Raw genomic sequence first — 18,469 nt, 5'->3', positions numbered from 1 at the left:
CCGCTGAATGTCGATCATCACGGTAATAAACTTCAAAAACCGTCGTTGGCTGACTATGGTTGAGGTCTGTCTTTGGATCGCCAACAAGAGAACAACATGAGCCAGACATCCTTCGATATTCAGCAGGCCGCCGTGATCGGTGCGGGCACCATGGGCCGGGGCATTGTCATGTGCCTGGCCAATGCCGGGGTGAGCGTGCAGTGGGTGGATAACAATCCACAGATGCTTGAACAGGCGCTAGCCACCGTGGCAGAGACTTATGCACACAACGTGCGGCAGGGGCGAGTTGATCAGGCCGAGGCGGATGCGCGTCTGGCGCGAGTCAGTGCGGCGGCGGATTATGCGGCGATTCGCAATGTCGATCTGGTGATCGAGGCGGTGTACGAAAATCTTGAGCTGAAGCAAAAGATCTTTCGTGAGCTGGATGGTTTGCTCAAGCCTGAGGCGCTGTTGGCGAGTAATACCTCGGCGCTGGACATCGATGCGATTGCTGCCGCGACAAGGCGCCCGGAGCAAGTGTTGGGCCTGCATTTCTTCAGCCCGGCACACATCATGAAACTGCTGGAGATCGTGCGCGGCGCGCAGACTTCGCCGGCCGCTCTGGAAGCAGCACTGGCGCTGGGCAAACGCATGGGCAAGGTCAGCGTGGTGTCGGGCAACTGCCACGGTTTTATCGGCAATCGCATGTTGCATCCGTATGTGCTGGAGGCGCGCAAGATGTTGCTCGAAGGCGCTTATCCACAGCAGGTCGACGCAGCGCTGCAAGGTTTCGGTTTTGCCATGGGGCCGTTCCGCATGTACGACGTGGTCGGCATCGATCTGGAGTGGCGTGCACGTGAGTTGGCCGGCAAGGGCCAGGATGCGCCGGAGGTTCAGGTGGATAACCGCTTGTGCGAGATGGGCCGGTTCGGGCAGAAGTCCGGCAACGGTTATTACCATTACGAACCGGGCAGTCGTCAGGCTGAGCCCGATCCTGAGGTCGATGCGCTGGTATTGCAGGTCAGCGAAGGGCTGGGCTTCCAGCGCCGCGAGATTGGTCCGGAGGAGATTCTGGAGCGTTGTCTGCTGGCATTGGTCAACGAGGGGGCGAAGATTTTGCAGGAGGGCATTGCCGAGTCGGCGCACGATATCGATCTGGTGTATCTGAACGGCTATGGCTTCCCGGCGGACAAGGGCGGGCCGATGGCCTGGGCGGATCAGCAAGGGCTGGCGGCTATTCATCAGCGCTTGCTGGCGCTGGAGACGCGGCAAGGTGATCAGTGGAAACCGGCGCGGTTGATTGGTGAGTTGGCGGCGCAAGGGCAGGGGTTTGCTCAAATGTGATGTCGCCGCCAGAATCGATCCCCCTCACCCCAGCCCTCTCCCCCAAAGGGGGCGAGGGGAAAGGGAGCCGATCTGCGTGGGTTTCAAAACTTGAGTTCGACTCGAAGGATCAGGTCGGTGTATTCCGAGAGAACACCTCGGTCAGTCCCCTCTCCCTCTGGGAGAGGGCTAGGGTGAGGGCAAGCGGCCTCACTGAAAAGCAGGAGAACCAGCACAACCATGTCCAGCCCTCAACGCACCGACTACCCACACTTCCAGCCCATCACCACACGCTGGCACGACAACGACGCCTATGGTCACGTCAACAACGTCACCTACTACAGCTTCTTCGATACGGCGGTGAACACCTACCTGATTCAGGTCGGTGGTCTGGATATCCATGACGGTGAGGTGGTGGGGTTTGTGGTCAGTTCGGCGTGCGATTACTTCGCCTCGATCGCCTTCCCGGATCTGATCGAGATCGGTCTGCGAGTCGGCAAGTTGGGCAACAGTTCAGTGCAATACGAGCTGGCGGTGTTCAAGGTCGGCGAAAGCGAGGCGTGTGCGGCCGGGCGTTTCGTGCATGTGTTCGTTGATCGGGCGAGCAATCAGCCAGTGCCGATTCCTGCGGAACTGCGGCAGGCACTGGAATACCTTGTGGTTTAAAAAAGGCAAAAAAAATCGCAGCCCTCGGGCTGCGATTTTTGTTCAAGCATTCGCCTTAACGGTGGCGATAGTACTTGTGATGCTTGCGGTGGCCATAGGCATGGCCGCGACCTGGGTGGCCGTCGCGGTAGTAGCGACGATCATCATGGCGACGGTCGTAACGACGATCGTCGTCATCACTCTTGTTGCCCATGTAGTTACCCAGCGCGCCACCGGCGCCGCCACCTGCTGCGGAGCCGATCAGGCTGCCGGTGGTGCCGCCCATGCTGCGGCCGACCACGTTACCGCCGGCTGCGCCCAGCGCACCACCGATGGCGGCTTCGCCACGGCTGCGTTTGTCGGCGCCGACCGCACTACCACCCGCGCCGCCCAAGGCTGCGCCGATAGTGGAACCTGTATTGCCGCCTAAGGACTGACCGACGACCGAGCCAAGAACCCCGCCCAATGCGCCGCCCACACCTGCTTCGGTGGTGCCGCCTGCGGAAGCAAAACCACTGACCAGGCCAAGGGACAACAAGAGAATCGAGGAGAACTTCATAGATGAGCCTCAAAGGGATGACGGCGCCGATCCTGAGGCTGTGTGACAAGCGTGACAATCGAAATCCGACGAATAACACGACTTGTATACAACTTTGCAAGTTACTGTTTTTTCACCGGAACTTAACTGTTTTTTGCCGGTCTTTAGCTACTTCGGACAGGCCGTTTTTGTGAAAAAGCGGCCTTTTTTTTGGGCGGTTGAAAAGTGCGAGCGGGAAGAAATGTATTGAATGTCCCACCGCTTTCGCGAGCAAGCTCGCTCTCACATTGAAATGCATTCCAATGTGGGAGCGAGCTTGCTCGCGAATAGGCCGCTACTGACACTGCGTTATGCGGATTTGGCCATGATCAACCCGGTCTCACTCGCCGCTTCCAACCGAATCGCAATGAACTTAGACGTCGGCGTATGGCTGCCATCCCCGGTGCTCTCCAATGGCACCAGCGGATTCACTTCCGGGTAATAAGCCGCCGCTTGCCCGGCCGGAATATCAAACGCCAGCAAGGTGAAGCCCTTCACCCGACGCTCGCGACCATCGTCCCACAGCGAAACGATGTCAGCCTTCTGCCCCGGACGGAAGCCCAGACGAATGATGTCCGCCTCGTTGGCAAACAGCACATCACGTTGGCCCTTCACTCCGCGATAACGGTCGTCGAGACCATAAATCGTGGTGTTGTACTGATCGTGGGAGCGCATCGATTGCAGGATCAGATCCGGCAGTTGCCCGGTGGCGCGGGTGCGTTCGTGTACCAGATCTTTCGGCAGCATGTTCGCGCGGAAATTGGCCCGGCCTGATGGCGTGTTCCACTTGCGTGCGCCAGCGCTGTTACCGAGGTAGAAACCGCCCGGGTTCTTGATCTTCTCGTTGAACTCTTTGAAGTTGGGAATGGTGTCGGCGATCAGTTCGCGGATGCGCCCGTAATCGGCCACCAGCCAGTTCCAGTCCACCGGTTTGCTGCCCAGTGTGGCGGCAGCGATGCCGGCGATGATCGATGGCTCCGAGCGCATCTGGTTCGACAGCGGCTGCAACTGACCGTTGGAGGCGTGAACCATGCTGAACGAGTCTTCCACGGTGACCGCTTGCGGGCCCTCAGTCTGGATATCGATGTCGGTCCGGCCGAGGCACGGCAGGATCAGCGCGTCTTTACCGTGAGCCAGATGGCTGCGGTTGAGTTTGGTGCTGATCTGCACGGTCAGGTCGCAATTGCTCAGTGCGGCGAAGGTACGCGGGCTGTCCGGCGTGGCTTGGGCGAAGTTGCCGCCCAGACCGATAAAGACTTTGGCGCGTCCCTCGGCCATCGCATGGATCGCTTCGACCACGTTGTGGCCGTTGTGACGCGGCACCTTGAACTGAAAGCGTCGTTCCAGCGAATCGAGGAACGCTACTGGCGGACGCTCGTTGATGCCCATCGTGCGGTCGCCCTGCACGTTACTGTGGCCGCGCACCGGGCACAGACCAGCACCGGGTTTACCGATGTTGCCGCGCAGCAGCATCAGGTTGGCGATTTCCTGGATGGTCGGCACCGAATGGCGATGCTGGGTGATGCCCATCGCCCAGCACATGATCACGTTCTTGCCTTTGGCGTACATGCGCGCGGCTTGTTCGATCTCGACCAGGGTCAGGCCGGATTGCTCGACGATCTGTTCCCACGGCGTGTCATCGACCACGCCGAGATACTCCAGCACGTTAGCGCTGTGGGCATTAAGGAAGTCGTGATCGAACACGGCAGGTTCGCCAGCCTTCTGCGCGTCGCGCTCCCACTGCAGAAGGAACTTGGCCATGCCGCGCAGCAGCGCCATGTCACCGCCGAGTGCTGGGCGGAAATACGCGGTGTTGGTCGGCTTGTCGCCGTTGGTGAGCATTTCGATCGGGTGTTGCGGGTGCTGAAAACGCTCCAGGCCACGCTCTTTCAACGGGTTGATGCACACCACTTGCGCGCCGCGCTTCACCGCTTCACGCAGCGGTTCGAGCATGCGCGGGTGGTTGGTGCCCGGGTTCTGGCCCCAGACGAAAATTGCGTCGGCGTGTTCGAAGTCGTCGAAGGTCACGGTGCCTTTACCAACGCCAACACTCTGCGCCAACGCCACACCGCTGGCCTCGTGGCACATGTTCGAGCAGTCAGGGAAGTTGTTGGTGCCGTAAGCGCGCACGAACAGCTGATACAGGTACGCCGCCTCGTTGCTGGCGCGACCCGAGGTGTAGAACTCGGCCAGATCCGGGCTCGGCAGGCTTTGCAGGTGCTTGGCGATCAGCGTGTAGGCGTCGTCCCAGCTGATCGGCTTGTAGCGATCGGTTTCGGCGTCGTAGACCATCGGCTCGGTCAGGCGGCCCTGATATTCCAGCCAGTAATCGCTCTGCTCCAGCAAGGAGGTCACGCTGTGTTTGGCGAAGAACTTGGCGTCGACGCGGCGCTTGGTGGCTTCCCAGTTCACCGCTTTGGCGCCGTTCTCGCAGAACTTGACCATGCCGCTTTCCGGCGAATCACCCCACGCGCAACCCGGGCAGTCGAAGCCGCCATTCTGGTTGGTCTTGAGCATCATGCGCAGGTTTTTCAGCGCGTTGTCGCTGGTCAACCAGGCCTGAGCCACACTGATCAGGGCACCCCAGCCGCCGGCGGCGCCTTTGTATGGCTTGTAGCGCGGGACAGGTTTCTGGTCGGCTTGATGATGTTGGCTCACGCTTGATTCTCCATCGCGGGGCTATACACCCGCGGCGCACTTTTCTGCGGCAGGTGGATGAGATTGAGGTTGTGTCGACGGGCCCATTGCACGGCAAGGCCGGTGGGCGCGGACAGGCTGACCAGGGTCTGGATGCCGGCACGCAAGACTTTCTGGATCAATTCGAGGCTGCAACGGCTGGTGACAATCGCCAGTCCGCCTTCTGTGGATATCTTCTGGCGGATCAGCCCGCCGATCAGCTTGTCGAGGGCGTTGTGCCGGCCGATGTCTTCGCGGCCGAGCAGCAATTCGCCGCTGGCATTCATGAACACCGCCGCGTGCACCGCACCGCAGTACTGGCCCAAGGGTTGAAATGCACTGATGCGCTGACGCAAACCGTCGAGCCATTCAATCGGTGGCAACGGCGCACCGGGCAACACCTTCAGATCGGGCAGTGCTTGCTCGACCGCTTCAACGCCGCACAATCCGCAACCGCTGGTGCCAGCCATTTGCCGGCGCTGCTGCTTGAGGTTCCAGAAGGCGCGGTTGGCGATAGTCACTTGTGCGTATTGCGCCGAGCCTGCGCCGGTCAGTTGCAGGTCATAAATGTCGCTGGCGTCGATGATAATGCCGCTGCCGAGGCTGAAGCCGACGATGAAGTCTTCCAGGTCGGTCGGCGTCACCAGCATCACCGCCTGGCTGATGCCGTTGTAAGCGATCGCCAACGCGACTTCCTCGGCCAGCGCAGTGCTGGCCGATTCCTCGCGGGGTAAATCGCTGTAACTGTAGGTCTGGCTGGCGGCAGGCGCGGGCGTTTCGATTGCTGGCGCCGCGCAGGCTGGGCGCTTGGCGTTCATGGCATCACCGACGGTTTGATCAACGTTAAGACTAGGCGCGGCAAGTTGTCGCGTCTAATCGCTAGTGTCGATCTATTGATAGAGGCCGTCGATCATGAGGCGATTGGCGATTGTTGATAAAGCGCGAAACAGGCCTCGGCCAACGCTGAGCGAGGGGCGCCGCGGCGCATGATCAAGCCCAGCGGGGCGAGGGTCTGGGCGTTTTCGATGGGGTGCAGGCGCAGGTGATCGGTGAGTTTTTCCAGACCACCGTCGAGCGGCATGATCGCGCAGCAAAAGCCGCCGTGTACTGCTTGTAACAATTGATGCACGGCGTCGGTTTGCAGCAAGGGTTGCGGGGTCAGGCCACGGCTGTGGAAGTTGTGGTCGATGGACTGGCGAAAATGCATGCCGCTGGTGAGCATGCCCAGCGGCAGTTCGATCAGTGACTGCCAACTCAACGGAGCCTCGCCAAAGGTGAAGGTGCGCTGGTCGTAGAGCAGGCCCATGCGGGTTTCGTTGAAGGTCAGTGATTCGAAGCGTTCGTGATCCAGACGATCAAGATAGGACACGCCGAGGTCTATGCGGTTGTTCGCCAAATGTTCGAGGATCTGTTCGGAACTCAGCGCCGACATTTCGAAACGCAGGTTCGGGTGTGCGGCATGCAGGCGTTGCATCAAGGGCAGCGGATCGAAACTCGACAGTGGCACCACGCCCAGCCGCAACGTGCCGATCAGGTTGCCGCGACACGCCGCTGCTTCAGCGTGTAAACCGTCATAAGCCGCCATTACCGAACGTGCCCACGCCAGCACACGCTCGCCGGGTGCGGTGAAGCCTTCGAAACGCTGGCCACGGTTGACCAGCGGCAGGTCGAGTTCTTCTTCGAGGCTGCGCAGGCGCATCGACAGGGTTGGCTGGGTAATGTGGCAACGCGCGGCGGCCTGGCCGAAGTGGCGGGTTTCGTCGAGGGCGATGAGGAATTTCAGCTGCTTGATGTCCATCTTCGCTCCGGGCGCTGGCAGGGGTGGCCGATTCTACCGCTTGCGCGGTGGCAGGGTCATTGGTCGGCTTGGAACCGGGTTTGCCTGAGGTGGTCTAGGCTTGGACGACTGACCCTTTATTCCATGGAGAGAACCACGATGAGTCTTTTAAGTTTTGTAAAAGAAGCCGGTGAAAAGCTGCTCGATCTGCTGACCCCGGGTAACGCCAATGCCAGTGAGCAGTTGAAGGAACACATCAGCAAGGTCGGCCTGGGCAATCCGAATGTGCAGGCGACGGTGGATGGCGACAAAGTGACCGTCACCGGTGAAGTCGCGAGTCAGGAAGAGAAAGAGAAGATTCTGTTGGCTGTGGGCAATATTGCCGGGGTTGGCAGCGTGGATGATCAGATCACCGTGACCGGCCCGGTTGTCACTGCCGCACAATTTGTCGTGGTCAAGTCGGGTGACACCCTCAGCGCGATTTCTCTGCGTGTGTACGGGGATGCCAACAAGTATCAGAAAATTTTCGATGCCAACAAACCAATGCTCAAGGATGTGAACAAAATCTATCCGGGGCAGACACTGCGTATTCCTGAGTAACACAGAACCCCTGTAGGAGCTGCCGCAGGCTGCGATCTTTTGACTTTGATTCTTAAAAACCAGATCAAAAGATCGCAGCCTTCGGCAGCTCCTACAAAGATCAAAGCCCTGCAATCAAATCCCGATAATCCTCAACCGCCGCAAACTCTGCCGTGTCCTTCGGCCCCTTGCGACTGTCCGGTTCTTTCACCGCCAACAAATGCGCCACACCAAAATCCCGCGCACTGCGCAGAATCGGCAAGGTATCGTCGATAAACAGGCTACGCGCCGGATTAAAGCCGATATCGGCCTGCAAGGCATCCCAGAACTGCGGATTTTCCTTGGGAAAACCGTAGTCATGCGAGCTGATCAGCTGTTCGAAATACGGCGCCAGTTCGATCCGCTCAAGCTTCAGCGACAGTGAATCGCGGTGCGCGTTGGTGATCATGATCACCCGTTTGCCGGCGCGTTTGATCGCGTCCAGAAAGGTATCGGCATCCGGCCGCAAGGCAATCAGGTGCGCGGTTTCCAGCTTCAATTCACGCACCGACAACTTCAGCTCGGCACTCCAGAAATCCAGGCAATACCACTGCAACTGACCGGCATGCCGTTCGAACAGCGGCTGCAATTCCATCTCGGCCATGGCCCGGCTGACCCCGTGCAGTTCGGCGTAACGCTGGGGCAGGTGTTCCAGCCAGAAATGATTGTCGAAGTGCAGATCCAGCAGCGTGCCGTCCATGTCGAGCAGAACGGTATCGATGTCGGACCACGGTAATGAAGGCATGGCAACGTCTCGAAACGGTAGAAAGATATCCGACATAAACAATCGGGAAAGCCGCGTTATAGTAGCGCGTTCACGCCAAGGAGCTTTGCATGCGCCAGAAACCCACCGTACTTGCCCGCGAGATCGTCGCCACCAGTCGCCTGTTTTGCGTCGAAGAACTCAAGCTGCGTTTTTCCAACGGCGTGGAGCGCACGTACGAGCGTCTGGTTGGCAAAGGTGCGGGCTATGGCGCGGTGATGATTGTAGCGATGCTGGATGCCGAGCACGCGGTGCTGGTCGAAGAGTATTGCGGCGGTACTGACGAATATGAGTTGTCCTTGCCCAAAGGCCTGATCGAGCCCGGCGAGGATGTATTGGCAGCGGCCGAGCGCGAACTCAAGGAAGAGGCCGGTTTTGGCGCGCGACAACTGGAACATCTGACCGAGCTGTCGCTGTCGCCCGGTTACATGAGCCAGAAGATTCAGGTGGTCCTGGCCACTGATTTGTACGAAGAGCGTCTGGAAGGCGACGAGCCCGAGCCGATGCGCGTCGACAAAGTGAACCTGCGCGAATTGTCGTCGCTGGCGCTCAATCCGCAGTTTTCCGAAGGCCGCGCGCTGGCGGCACTTTATTTGGCCCGGGATCTGCTGACCGAGCGCGGGTTCTTTCCAGCATGAGTGAGATATCGATGACGTTTCCCCACCCGTTGATGGCGCCGGTCGTTGAACTGGCATTGCAGGCCGGCGAGGCGATTTTGCCGTTCTGGCGCTCCGGCGTTGAAGTGACGGCCAAGTCCGATGATTCGCCGGTGACGGCGGCGGATCTGGCCGCGCATCACCTGATTCTCGCCGGGCTGACGGCGCTGGATCCGAGCATTCCGGTGTTGTCGGAAGAAGACGCCAACATTCCCCAGAGCGTACGCGCCGGCTGGCAGCGCTGGTGGCTGGTGGATCCGCTGGATGGCACCAAGGAGTTCATCAGCGGCAGTGAAGAGTTCACCGTCAACATCGCGTTGATCGAAAACGGTCGCGTGGTGTTTGGCGTAGTGTCGATGCCGACCAATGGTCGTTATTACGTCGGAGGTGCCGGGCTTGGTGCGTGGCGCTGCGACAAGGGCGGCACGCCGGTTGCGATTCAGGTGCGTGATGTGCCGGGGCCGGGAGAGGCGTTTACCGTGGTGGCCAGCCGTCGGCATTCGAGTCCCGAGCAAGAGCGTTTGTTGGCCGGGCTGAGTGCGAGTCTGGGCGAGTTGCAATTGGCCAATATCGGCAGCTCATTGAAGTTTTGCCTGCTGGCGGAAGGCGCGGCGGATTGCTATCCGCGACTGGCGCCGACTTCGCAATGGGACACGGCGGCGGCGCAGGGTGTGCTGGAAGGGGCGGGCGGTGAGGTACTGGATCTGCGTGGGGCAGCGTTCTGTTATCCGGCGCGGGAATCACTGCTCAATGAGTTCTTTTTGGCGCTGCCGGCGAAGGCGGCGTGGCGTTCCAGATTGTTGGAGTTGGCTCAGGGTTAAGTGGGCTGATCCGCAATCCCCCTCACCCCAGCCCTCTCCCCCAGGAGAGGGAGCCGACCGTGGGAGGTTGGAGAGTAGCGCCGACCTGGTCGAGCTTTGCTGAACCATAATCGCTGCGATTTTTCAGGTCGATGTACAACGCAAGACACCTCGATCAGTCCCCTCTCCCTCGGGGAGAGGGTTAGGGTGAGGGGGCTCTTGATCTTCAGCTGTGCAAAACGTACTGCCCGGTAAATGTCACGGCGTCTTCTTCGCTGCCCTGATTGACGATCCGCGTATCGAGCGCCAACCGCGCCCGCCCATAACGCCGATACATCGCCAGAAACTTCTTCCATACCGCTGAATCCGGCGCCGGGCAAATCGCCACGGCATCTCCAGTGACCGGAAGCGGATAGCTGATCTGCCCCTCCTGAATCACGATGTGCCCGTCGGTGATTCCTTCTTCCTTCAAGCGCAAATGCAACCACCCCCAACCGGCCAGCACCGCGCCGCAGTAAAGGCTGCCGCCGAACATGGTGCTCTTGTGATTGACGTTCGGATCGAGGGGCAGATGCAGACTCAACTGCTGTTCATGCCAGGCAAGCACTTTCAGCCCCATGTCCCGGGTCAGGGGAATGTCGTGATGTAGAACCGACTCCAGATAGCGACTGTCTGTGCTCATTCGTTCTCGTCCCCATGGCTACTGTCGCCGAAGTTGAGGCCATGCTTGCGCAATTTGTCATGCAGGGTTTTGCGCGGAATGCCCAAGGCTTCGGCGAGGCTGCGCACTGAACTGTGGGAGCGCCCCAGTTCGGCAGCGATCAAGGATTTTTCGAAATTTTCCACCTGCTCGCTGAGCCCGCCGCCAGTGACTTCCACGGTGGCGCCGGCACCTTCGGCGCCGCTGTTATCCAGCGCCAGTTCCAGTCCAAGAGCAAAGCGTTCGGCGGCATTCTGCAGTTCACGCACGTTGCCCGGCCAGGTGTGGCGCAGCAGCAAGGCGCGCTGTGCCGGTTGCAGTTCGTGTGGCGGCAGGCCGTGGCGGGCGCTGGCTTCATCGGCGTAATGCTGGAACAGCACCAGCGCATCTTCGCCGCGTTCGCGCAGCGGCGGGATGCGCAGTGGCGCGACGTTGAGGCGGTAATACAAGTCGGCGCGGAAGCGGCCTTGATCGGCGGCCTGACGCAGGTCTTCCTTGGTCGCGGCGATGACGCGGATGTCCAGCGGGATCAGTTGATTGCCGCCCAAGCGCTCGACGACGCGCTCCTGCAGCATGCGCAGTAACTTCACCTGCACGTCCATGCTCATGCTTTCGATTTCATCGAGAAACAGCGTGCCGCCATTGGCGAATTCGAACTTGCCGATCCGGCGTTTTTGCGCACCGGTGAACGCGCCGGGTTCGTGGCCGAACAGTTCGCTTTCCACCACCGACTCGGCCAGCGCGCCGGCGTTGATCGCCACGAACGGGCCGTTACGACGGCTGGACAAATCGTGCAAGGCGCGGGCGACCACTTCTTTGCCAGCGCCGGTTTCGCCGAGGATCAGCACGTCAGCTTTGGTCGCGGCCAGCGCGCCGATCTGTTCACGCAAACGCAGCATCGGTGTCGAATGGCCGACCAGACGTGCACTCAATTCGTTGCGATCGCTCAGGGCCAGACGCAGGCTGCGGTTGTCCAGCACCAGCCGGCGCAGCGCGAGCGCGCGGCGCACGCTGTCGAGCAGCGCGTCGCTGGCAAACGGTTTTTCAAGAAAGTCATAAGCGCCGGCACGCATGGCCTGCACCGCCAGTGGCACGTCGCCGTGCCCAGTGATCAACAGCACGGGTAACTCCGGATCCTGCGCGTGCAATTCGCTGAGCAATTCCAGTCCGTCCATGCCCGGCATGCGAATGTCGCTGACCACCACGCCGGGCCAGTCACGCTCAAGCTGCGCCGCCAGGCCCTTGGCTTCGGACAGCGGCAGAATTTTCAGACCGGCCAGATCCAGGGTCTGGCCGAGGGCCTGACGCAGGTGCGGATCGTCGTCGATCAACACCACCTGAATGCGATTGTCGATGGTCATGCACTTCGATCCTCGGACGGTTGCAGGCTGACCCCGGGCGCACCGGCGCGCAGTCGCAGGGTAATCAAGGCGCCACCTTGCTTGTGGTTGGCAAACGACAGTTCACCACCGAAGGCGCGCATCAGCGTTTCACAGATTGCCAGCCCCAAACCCAAGCCCTGAGTGCGGGTCTTGGTGGTGTAGAAGGGCTCGCTGGCGCGGCCGAGGGCTTCCATGCAGAACCCTGGGCCGTTGTCGCGAATGTACAGATTGACGCCCTCGGCGGTGGATTCGGCACTCAACCACAGTTTGCGCGGCGGGCCTTTTTCGGTGAGGGCATCGAGGGCGTTGGCGAGCAGGTTGCCGAGCACCTGGCGCAGGCGCGTTTCTCCAGCCTCGACCCACAGCGTGGCGGCCGGCAGATCGCGGATCAGCTCAACCTCCATGCTCCGGCGCCGTTTGGCCAGCAGTGCCAGGGCATCGTCGAGCGCCGGTTGCAGGGCAACGCTTTCCGGCGCGTGGCGATCGCGGCGGGCAAAGGCGCGCAGGTGGGCGATGATCGAGGCCATGCGCCCGGTCAGTTCGCTGATCAGTTTGAGGTTGCCGCGTGCATCGTCGGTGCGCTGATGATCGAGCAGCACTTCGGCGTTTTCCGCGTAGCTGCGGATCGCTGCCAGCGGCTGATTGAGTTCGTGGCTGATGCTCGCTGACATGGTCCCCAGCGCCGACAACTTGCCGGCCTGGACCAGATCGTCCTGGGCGCGCACCAGTTCCTGCTGGGCCTGTTCACGCTCCAGTACTTCTTCTTTCAAACGCCGGTTGAGGCCTTCGAGGTCGCTGGTGCGCTCGGTGACGCGGCCTTCCAGTTCGCGGCGTGCCTTGGCCTCGAACGCGATGCGTTCCAGATAATGCCGACGGCGCTGCATCATCAGACCGAGCAACAGCATCAGCACCAACAGTGTGGCGCCGCCGATGGCAACCACGGTGCGCACCGGGCGATCAATCAGCGTGCGCGGGGCAAGGATGCTGACGCTCCAGCCCGTTTCGGCAATGTCGTGGGTCTGGATCAGCCACGCCGTCGGGCTAAGGTTAAGCGGGCGCGGATCGCGGGTCGGGTAAGGCTGGATGGCAGTGATCGCCGAGCGTTCACTGTCGCTCAAGTTACGGGTCGAGCGAAAGCGCCATTCGGGGCGCGAGGTGAGGATGACCACGCCGTTGTGGTCAGTCACCAACAGTTGTTCCGGGGTTTTGCCCCACAGACTTTCGGTGTGGTCGAGGTCGACCTTGATCACCAGCACGCCGATGATCTTTTCGCCGTTACGCACGGCGGCGGCAAAGAAATAACCGCGTTTGGCCGACGTGGTGCCGAGGCCGAAGAAGCGCCCGAGGCGTCCGGCCATGGCTTCGCTGAAGTAGGGACGGAACGAAAAATTGCGGCCGACAAAACTGTCGTGTTTGTCCCAGTTCGATGCCGCCAGCGTCTGACCGCTGGTGTCCATCAGGTACATGACTTCGGCACCGGTCTGCGCGGCGATGTTCTTCAGCAGGCGGTTGGCATTGCCTTGGGTGACGCCGTCGTCCGGCGCACCGAGTACCGCGCGCAGCGCCGGCAGGTCGCCGAGGATCTGCGGCAACACTTCATAGCGGTGCAGGGTGCCCAGCAGGTTGGCGACGTACAGGTCGAGGGTCTGGCGGTTCTGGCCGGCCAGTTCGCTGCGGTAGTAGCGCTCGGCGAGATGTTCCAGCGGCCACAACAGCGGCGCCAGACACAGGGCCAGCAGGGCGAGACTGCGCCAGCGAGGTCTGGGGGGAAGGGTTGGTTTCATGAGCCGATGCGCCTGTAGGGACAGGCGCATTATGCCCGGCCTCAGGCGAAGACGTCAGCGTCCTTGAAGAAGGCTGCAGCCTGATCCTTGGCGGACAGCTTCGGGGCTTCGTCCAGTTGCCAATCGATGGCCAGATCCGGATCGTCCCAGCGAATGCTGCGTTCTGCCGACGGCGTGTAGTAATCGGTGGTCTTGTAGAGGAATTCGGCGAACTCGCTCAGCACGACGAAGCCGTGGGCGAAACCTTCCGGGACCCACAACTGACGGTGGTTGTCTGCCGACAGGCGCACGGCCACCCATTTACCGAAGTGCGGTGAGCTGCGGCGAATGTCCACGGCGACATCCAATACTTCACCGACGGTTACGCGGACCAGTTTGCCCTGGGTGTTTTGCAGTTGGTAATGCAGACCACGCAATACGCCTTTTTGCGAGCGCGAGTGGTTGTCCTGAACGAATTGCGTGTCCAGCCCCGTTGCGTTCTGGAAAGCCTTGGCATTGAAACTTTCGTAGAAAAACCCGCGTTCGTCACCAAACACCTTGGGTTCGATGATCAGGACACCGGGCAGGTCGGTGGTGATTACATTCATGGGGTTTCCATAGGCCAGTGTGAATGGTCGACATTCTTGCGCAAACGGCCGGAGGGCGCGAGTGCCGGAAGACAAATAGCCCGGATACCTTTACGCGGTTGGGGGGTTGCGGATCCTGCCAAGCAATGGCGATATAGGCGCCTAATAAAATTTCAGGGGTCGTTTCATGCCGCTCGCCACTTTGATTCATCGCGCCAGTTTGCCCAGCCCGCAGGTGTCTGCCGAGCAGGCCCGGCAATGGCTGGCGGAGCATTACGGGCTCAGCGGCACGTTGCAGGCTCTTGGCAGTCAGCAGGATCTGAATTTTCGCGTCGACAGCCCACGCGGGCGCTTTGTGCTGAAAATCTGCCGAGGCGATTACGCCCTGGTGGAGCTGCAAGCCCAGCATGCGGGCCTCAAGTACCTGGCTGAGCATTCTGCGGTGACGGTGCCGCGAGTGATCGTCGCCAATAACGGCGAAGACCTGCTGTCACTGGAGGTTGGGGGCGAAGCCGTTCATGTGCGGCTGCTGGATTACATCGAGGGGCAGCCGCTCACGCATCTCGATCACTTGGGTCGTGATGTGGTGGCGGGTTTTGGCCGGCTGTGCGGTGAGATGGATCTGGCGTTGGCCGGGTTCGACCATCCGGGCCTTGAGCGCACGTTGCAGTGGGATGCCCGTCACGCCAGTGCACTGATCAGCCATCTGCTGCCGGTGATCAAGGATGAGCAGCAACGCGCATTGATTGCCGATGCCGCCGAACAGGCCGAGCGCCGTTTGCAGCCGTTGCGGGGCAAGCTGCCGGTGCAGGCGATCCATATGGACATCACCGATGACAACGCCGTTTGGGCGCGCGATGCCCAGCGTCACTGGCAGTTGCAGGGAGTGATCGACTTTGGCGATCTGGTGCGCACCTGGCGCATCACCGATCTGTCGGTGACCTGTGCGGCGTTGTTGCATCACGCCGATAGTGATCCGTTTGTCATCCTGCCGGCGGTGCAGGCCTACCACGCGGTCAACCCGCTGCAACATGAGGAGCTGCAAGCACTGTGGCCATTGATCGTCGCGCGCGCGGCGGTATTGGTGCTTAGTGGCGAGCAACAGGTCAGCATCGACCCGACGAATACTTACAGCCGCGACAACCTCAGCCATGAGTGGGAAATCTTCAGGGTGGCGATATCGGTGTCACAGGCGCTGATGGAAGCGGCGATCCTCACGGCCGTCGGTCACGCATTGCCGGCGATCGACAGCGCAGGTTTTGCGCCCTTGCTGCCGGGTCTGGTCGGGCGCGAGTTTGCGCTGATCGATCTCGGTGTCCTGAGTCCGCATTTCGAGGCCGGCAACTGGGAGCAGGAGGGTATCGATCAGCACCTGTTGAACGAAGCGGCGGCGGCCCATGGTTTGGCGGCGAGCCGTTATGGTCAGTACCGTTTGTCGCGCACTCGTCCCGACTGTGCCGTTGAACCGGACACCTTCCCGCTGCACGTGGAATTGCGCGTGCCCGATGGCACCACCGTGGAGGCGCCGTTCGCTGGCGTCGTGCATCAGGCAGCTGACGGCGTGCTGCAACTGGATGGCCCGCAACTCAGCGTGCGCCTGTGGGGCGTGACACCGTCGCTGCACAGCGGCGCGGCGCTAGTCAAAGGTCAGGTGCTGGGCGCGGTCAGCGGCCCGTTGCGAGTGCAGTTGTGTCGGGGCGCGCAGCTCAATGCGCCGCTGTTTTGCACCCCGGCGCATGCCGCGGCTTGGCAGGCGCTGTGCCCATCGCCGGCCGCATTGTTGGGGCTGGCCTGCGATGCCGAGCCGGAGCTGGACGCGAAAACGTTACTCGAACGCCGCGATGCCAGTTTCGCCCGCACCCAGAAACACTACTACGTCGATCCGCCGCGCATCGAACGCGGCTGGCGTAATCACTTGATTGACATGCAGGGCCGCTCCTATCTGGACATGCTCAACAACGTAGCGGTGCTCGGTCACGGTCACCCGCGCATGGCGGCGGTCGCGGCGCGCCAATGGTCGCTGCTCAACACCAACTCGCGGTTCAACTATGCGGCGGTCGCGGAGTTTTCCGAGCGCTTGCTGAAACTGGCGCCGGAAGGCATGGATCGAGTGTTTCTGGTCAACAGCGGCAGCGAGGCCAACGACTTGGCGATTCGTCTGGCGTGGGCCTATAGCGGCGGTCGCGACATGATCAGCGTGCTCGAGGCCTATCACGGCTGGACCATTGGCGCCGATGCGGTCTCGACGTCGATTGCCGACAACCCGAAAGCCCTTGAAAGTCGCCCGGACTGGGTGCATCCGGTACCTGCGCCAAACACTTATCGCGGTGAATTCCGTGGCCTCGATTCGGCGCCGGATTACGTGCGCAGCGTTGAGCATCACCTGGCAAAACTCGCCGAGCAGAAGCGCCAGTTGGCCGGATTTATCTGCGAGCCGGTGTACGGCAATGCCGGCGGTATTTCACTGCCGCCGGGTTATCTGAAGCAGGTGTACGCGCTGGTACGCGCGCAAGGCGGCGTGTGCATCGCCGACGAAGTGCAGGTCGGTTACGGGCGCATGGGCCACTTCTTCTGGGGCTTTGAAGAGCAGGGCGTGGTGCCGGACATCATTTGCATGGCCAAGGGCATGGGCAACGGTCAACCGCTGGGTGCGGTCATCACGCGGCGGGAAATTGCCGAGGCGCTGGAGGCCGAGGGCTATTTCTTCTCATCGGCGGGCGGCAGTCCGGTGAGCTGCCAGATCGGCATGGCGGTGCTCGATGTCATGGAAGAAGAAAAACTCTGGGAGAACGCTCAGGTGGTCGGTGGCCACTTCAAGGCGCGGCTCGAAGCGTTGATCGATAAACATCCGCTGGTGGGCGCGGTGCACGGTTCCGGGTTCTATCTGGGGCTGGAGCTGATCCGCAATCGCGAGACGCTGGAAGCGGCGACCGAAGAGACGGCGTTACTGTGCGATCGCCTGCGCGAGTTGGGGATTTTCATGCAGCCGACCGGCGATGATCTGAACATTCTCAAGATCAAACCGCCGATGGTGACGTCGCGTCAGAGTGTGGATTTCTTTGTCGATATGCTCGACCAGGTCCTCAGCGAAGGTCTGTAGAACGAAGCCAATCCCCTGTGGGAGCGAGCAAGCTCGCTCCCACATTTTGTCTTGGGTTGTTAATTCGATTTGTATCGGCTTTTATTGAATTTATTTAGACGAAAGGCATTTAACAAGCTTCTAAAGCCGATATTTATCGGCTATAAAGTCGCCATTGCTCCGGCATGGCGATCTCATGTCCGGTGCGCGCGTTTTCTTTTCGGTCGAATTGTCGACCGCCAAAGCACTTGCCCGGAGATGATTCATGAGCCGTATCGTTACCGTCGCCGCCACTCAGATGGCCTGTTCGTGGGATCTGCAAGCCAACCTCGAAATCGCTGAAAGGCTGGTGCGTGAAGCCGCCGCCAAAGGCGCGCAGATCATCCTGATTCAGGAGCTGTTCGAGGCGCCGTACTTCTGCCAGAAGCCAAACCCGGACTATCTGCAACTGGCGACGACGGTGGAAGAAAACGTCGCGATCAAACATTTCCAGAAAATCGCCAAAGAGCTGCAAGTGGTGCTGCCGATCAGCTTCTATGAGCTGGCCGGCCGTGCGCGCTTCAACAGCATCGCGATCATCGATGCCGACGGCAGCAACCTCGGGATTTATCGTAAAAGCCACATCCCGGATGGCCCGGGTTACCACGAGAAGTATTACTTCAACCCAGGCGACACCGGATTCAAAGTGTGGAACACCCGCTACGCGAAGATCGGCGTGGGCATCTGCTGGGATCAGTGGTTCCCGGAAGCCGCGCGCAGCATGGCCCTGCAAGGCGCGGAAATTCTGTTTTACCCAACCGCCATCGGCAGCGAGCCGCACGACAAGACCATTTCGTCGCGCGACCACTGGCAGCGCGTGCAACAGGGTCATGCCGGCGCCAACCTGATGCCGCTGATTGCCAGCAACCGCATCGGTAACGAAGAGCAGGACGGCTACGACATCACTTTCTACGGCTCTTCGTTCATCGCCAACCAGTTCGGCGAAAAAGTGCAGGAGCTGAATAAAACCGAAGAAGGTATTCTTGTGCACACTTTCAACCTCGACGAGCTCGAACACATTCGCAGCGCGTGGGGTTCATTCCGTGACCGCCGTCCGAACCTGTACGGCGCGTTGAAAACCCTCGACGGTTCCCTGGAGTCCTGA

At 60.7% G+C, this 18,469-nt stretch carries 16 protein-coding genes; 7 read left to right on the top strand and 9 right to left on the bottom strand.

Features of this window, described 5'->3' with window-relative positions:
* Positions 1-96: 96 nt before the first annotated feature.
* The gene (locus ACW9IR_RS10390) at positions 97-1,323 is read left to right on the top strand and encodes a 3-hydroxyacyl-CoA dehydrogenase NAD-binding domain-containing protein (RefSeq protein WP_457463059.1); all 1,227 of its coding nucleotides are present in this window, start codon (positions 97-99) and stop codon (positions 1,321-1,323) included.
* 219 nt (positions 1,324-1,542) lie between these two features.
* On the top strand, positions 1,543-1,968 hold the full coding sequence (locus ACW9IR_RS10385; protein WP_102899585.1) for an acyl-CoA thioesterase: 426 nt from the start codon (positions 1,543-1,545) through the stop codon (positions 1,966-1,968).
* Positions 1,969-2,023: 55 nt separating this feature from the next.
* On the opposite strand, the gene ACW9IR_RS10380 is transcribed toward ACW9IR_RS10385, so the two are convergent.
* The 4 genes from ACW9IR_RS10380 to ACW9IR_RS10365 form a co-directional block, all read right to left on the bottom strand.
* Complete coding sequence (locus tag ACW9IR_RS10380; protein ID WP_007909074.1) at positions 2,024-2,506, bottom strand: glycine zipper domain-containing protein; 483 nt, start codon at positions 2,504-2,506, stop codon at positions 2,024-2,026.
* A gap of 327 nt (positions 2,507-2,833) precedes the next feature.
* Positions 2,834-5,182, bottom strand: coding sequence for an FdhF/YdeP family oxidoreductase (locus ACW9IR_RS10375; protein WP_077570248.1), 2,349 nt, complete (start codon positions 5,180-5,182; stop codon positions 2,834-2,836).
* Entirely contained in the window at positions 5,179-6,018 is an 840-nt protein-coding gene (gene fdhD, locus ACW9IR_RS10370; protein ID WP_457463056.1) for a formate dehydrogenase accessory sulfurtransferase FdhD, read from the bottom strand. Before fdhD ends, ACW9IR_RS10375 begins: the two co-directional genes overlap by 4 nt.
* Before the next feature lie 92 nt (positions 6,019-6,110).
* On the bottom strand, positions 6,111-6,998 hold the full coding sequence (locus tag ACW9IR_RS10365) for a LysR family transcriptional regulator (RefSeq protein WP_457463054.1): 888 nt from the start codon (positions 6,996-6,998) through the stop codon (positions 6,111-6,113).
* 138 nt (positions 6,999-7,136) lie between these two features.
* Here ACW9IR_RS10365 and lysM point away from each other — a divergent pair, with 138 nt between their 5' ends.
* Positions 7,137-7,577, top strand: coding sequence for a peptidoglycan-binding protein LysM (gene lysM, locus ACW9IR_RS10360; protein ID WP_102899582.1), 441 nt, complete (start codon positions 7,137-7,139; stop codon positions 7,575-7,577).
* A 100-nt stretch (positions 7,578-7,677) separates the two neighbouring features.
* Here the strand turns inward: lysM and yrfG are convergent, their stop codons facing one another.
* Positions 7,678-8,340 (bottom strand): GMP/IMP nucleotidase, encoded by a 663-nt coding sequence (yrfG, locus tag ACW9IR_RS10355; RefSeq protein WP_457463051.1) that lies wholly within the window; start codon positions 8,338-8,340, stop codon positions 7,678-7,680.
* Positions 8,341-8,429: 89 nt separating this feature from the next.
* Between yrfG and nudE the strand changes: the two genes are divergently transcribed.
* Together nudE and cysQ are read left to right on the top strand one after the other, a co-directional pair.
* On the top strand, positions 8,430-8,996 hold the full coding sequence (nudE, locus tag ACW9IR_RS10350) for an ADP compounds hydrolase NudE (protein WP_102899580.1): 567 nt from the start codon (positions 8,430-8,432) through the stop codon (positions 8,994-8,996).
* Positions 8,997-9,007: 11 nt separating this feature from the next.
* A complete protein-coding gene (gene cysQ / locus ACW9IR_RS10345) occupies positions 9,008-9,835 on the top strand; it encodes a 3'(2'),5'-bisphosphate nucleotidase CysQ (RefSeq protein ID WP_110720670.1) in 828 nt (275 codons plus the stop codon).
* A gap of 205 nt (positions 9,836-10,040) precedes the next feature.
* Here cysQ and ACW9IR_RS10340 read toward each other — a convergent pair whose 3' ends face one another.
* Genes ACW9IR_RS10340 through rfbC form a run of 4 tightly spaced genes read right to left on the bottom strand, consistent with a single transcriptional unit; the run spans position 10,041 to position 14,267 of the window.
* Positions 10,041-10,496 carry a YiiD C-terminal domain-containing protein gene (locus tag ACW9IR_RS10340; protein WP_102899578.1) on the bottom strand — a complete coding sequence of 152 codons (456 nt, stop codon included), beginning with the start codon at positions 10,494-10,496 and terminating at the stop codon, positions 10,041-10,043.
* Positions 10,493-11,875, bottom strand: coding sequence for a sigma-54-dependent transcriptional regulator (locus ACW9IR_RS10335; RefSeq protein WP_102899577.1), 1,383 nt, complete (start codon positions 11,873-11,875; stop codon positions 10,493-10,495). Before ACW9IR_RS10335 ends, ACW9IR_RS10340 begins: the two co-directional genes overlap by 4 nt.
* Positions 11,872-13,680: a sensor histidine kinase gene (locus ACW9IR_RS10330; protein ID WP_457463048.1), complete on the bottom strand. Its 1,809-nt coding sequence runs from the start codon at positions 13,678-13,680 to the stop codon at positions 11,872-11,874. Before ACW9IR_RS10330 ends, ACW9IR_RS10335 begins: the two co-directional genes overlap by 4 nt.
* Before the next feature lie 41 nt (positions 13,681-13,721).
* Positions 13,722-14,267, bottom strand: a complete 546-nt coding sequence (rfbC, locus tag ACW9IR_RS10325; protein WP_102899576.1) for a dTDP-4-dehydrorhamnose 3,5-epimerase — start codon at positions 14,265-14,267, stop codon at positions 13,722-13,724.
* A 166-nt stretch (positions 14,268-14,433) separates the two neighbouring features.
* Between rfbC and ACW9IR_RS10320 the strand changes: the two genes are divergently transcribed.
* Together ACW9IR_RS10320 and aguB are read left to right on the top strand one after the other, a co-directional pair.
* A complete protein-coding gene (locus ACW9IR_RS10320; RefSeq protein ID WP_457463045.1) occupies positions 14,434-17,346 on the top strand; it encodes an aminotransferase in 2,913 nt (970 codons plus the stop codon).
* Between the two features lie 244 nt (positions 17,347-17,590).
* Positions 17,591-18,469: an N-carbamoylputrescine amidase gene (gene aguB, locus ACW9IR_RS10315; RefSeq protein WP_007909107.1), complete on the top strand. Its 879-nt coding sequence runs from the start codon at positions 17,591-17,593 to the stop codon at positions 18,467-18,469.

This window comes from Pseudomonas sp. SDT291_1_S447, assembly GCF_054070155.1.
This window is presented reverse-complemented; position numbering and strand designations above follow the sequence as displayed.

Coding starts and splice junctions, on each gene's coding strand:
- ACW9IR_RS10390 (WP_457463059.1), top strand. CDS start 97: ATGAGCCAGACATCCTTCGATATTCAGCAGGCCGCCGTGATCGGTGCG.
- ACW9IR_RS10385 (WP_102899585.1), top strand. CDS start 1,543: ATGTCCAGCCCTCAACGCACCGACTACCCACACTTCCAGCCCATCACC.
- ACW9IR_RS10380 (WP_007909074.1), bottom strand. CDS start 2,506: ATGAAGTTCTCCTCGATTCTCTTGTTGTCCCTTGGCCTGGTCAGTGGT.
- fdhD (WP_457463056.1), bottom strand. CDS start 6,018: ATGAACGCCAAGCGCCCAGCCTGCGCGGCGCCAGCAATCGAAACGCCC.
- ACW9IR_RS10365 (WP_457463054.1), bottom strand. CDS start 6,998: ATGGACATCAAGCAGCTGAAATTCCTCATCGCCCTCGACGAAACCCGC.
- lysM (WP_102899582.1), top strand. CDS start 7,137: ATGAGTCTTTTAAGTTTTGTAAAAGAAGCCGGTGAAAAGCTGCTCGAT.
- yrfG (WP_457463051.1), bottom strand. CDS start 8,340: ATGCCTTCATTACCGTGGTCCGACATCGATACCGTTCTGCTCGACATG.
- nudE (WP_102899580.1), top strand. CDS start 8,430: ATGCGCCAGAAACCCACCGTACTTGCCCGCGAGATCGTCGCCACCAGT.
- cysQ (WP_110720670.1), top strand. CDS start 9,008: ATGACGTTTCCCCACCCGTTGATGGCGCCGGTCGTTGAACTGGCATTG.
- ACW9IR_RS10340 (WP_102899578.1), bottom strand. CDS start 10,496: ATGAGCACAGACAGTCGCTATCTGGAGTCGGTTCTACATCACGACATT.
- ACW9IR_RS10335 (WP_102899577.1), bottom strand. CDS start 11,875: ATGACCATCGACAATCGCATTCAGGTGGTGTTGATCGACGACGATCCG.
- ACW9IR_RS10330 (WP_457463048.1), bottom strand. CDS start 13,680: ATGAAACCAACCCTTCCCCCCAGACCTCGCTGGCGCAGTCTCGCCCTG.
- rfbC (WP_102899576.1), bottom strand. CDS start 14,267: ATGAATGTAATCACCACCGACCTGCCCGGTGTCCTGATCATCGAACCC.
- ACW9IR_RS10320 (WP_457463045.1), top strand. CDS start 14,434: ATGCCGCTCGCCACTTTGATTCATCGCGCCAGTTTGCCCAGCCCGCAG.
- aguB (WP_007909107.1), top strand. CDS start 17,591: ATGAGCCGTATCGTTACCGTCGCCGCCACTCAGATGGCCTGTTCGTGG.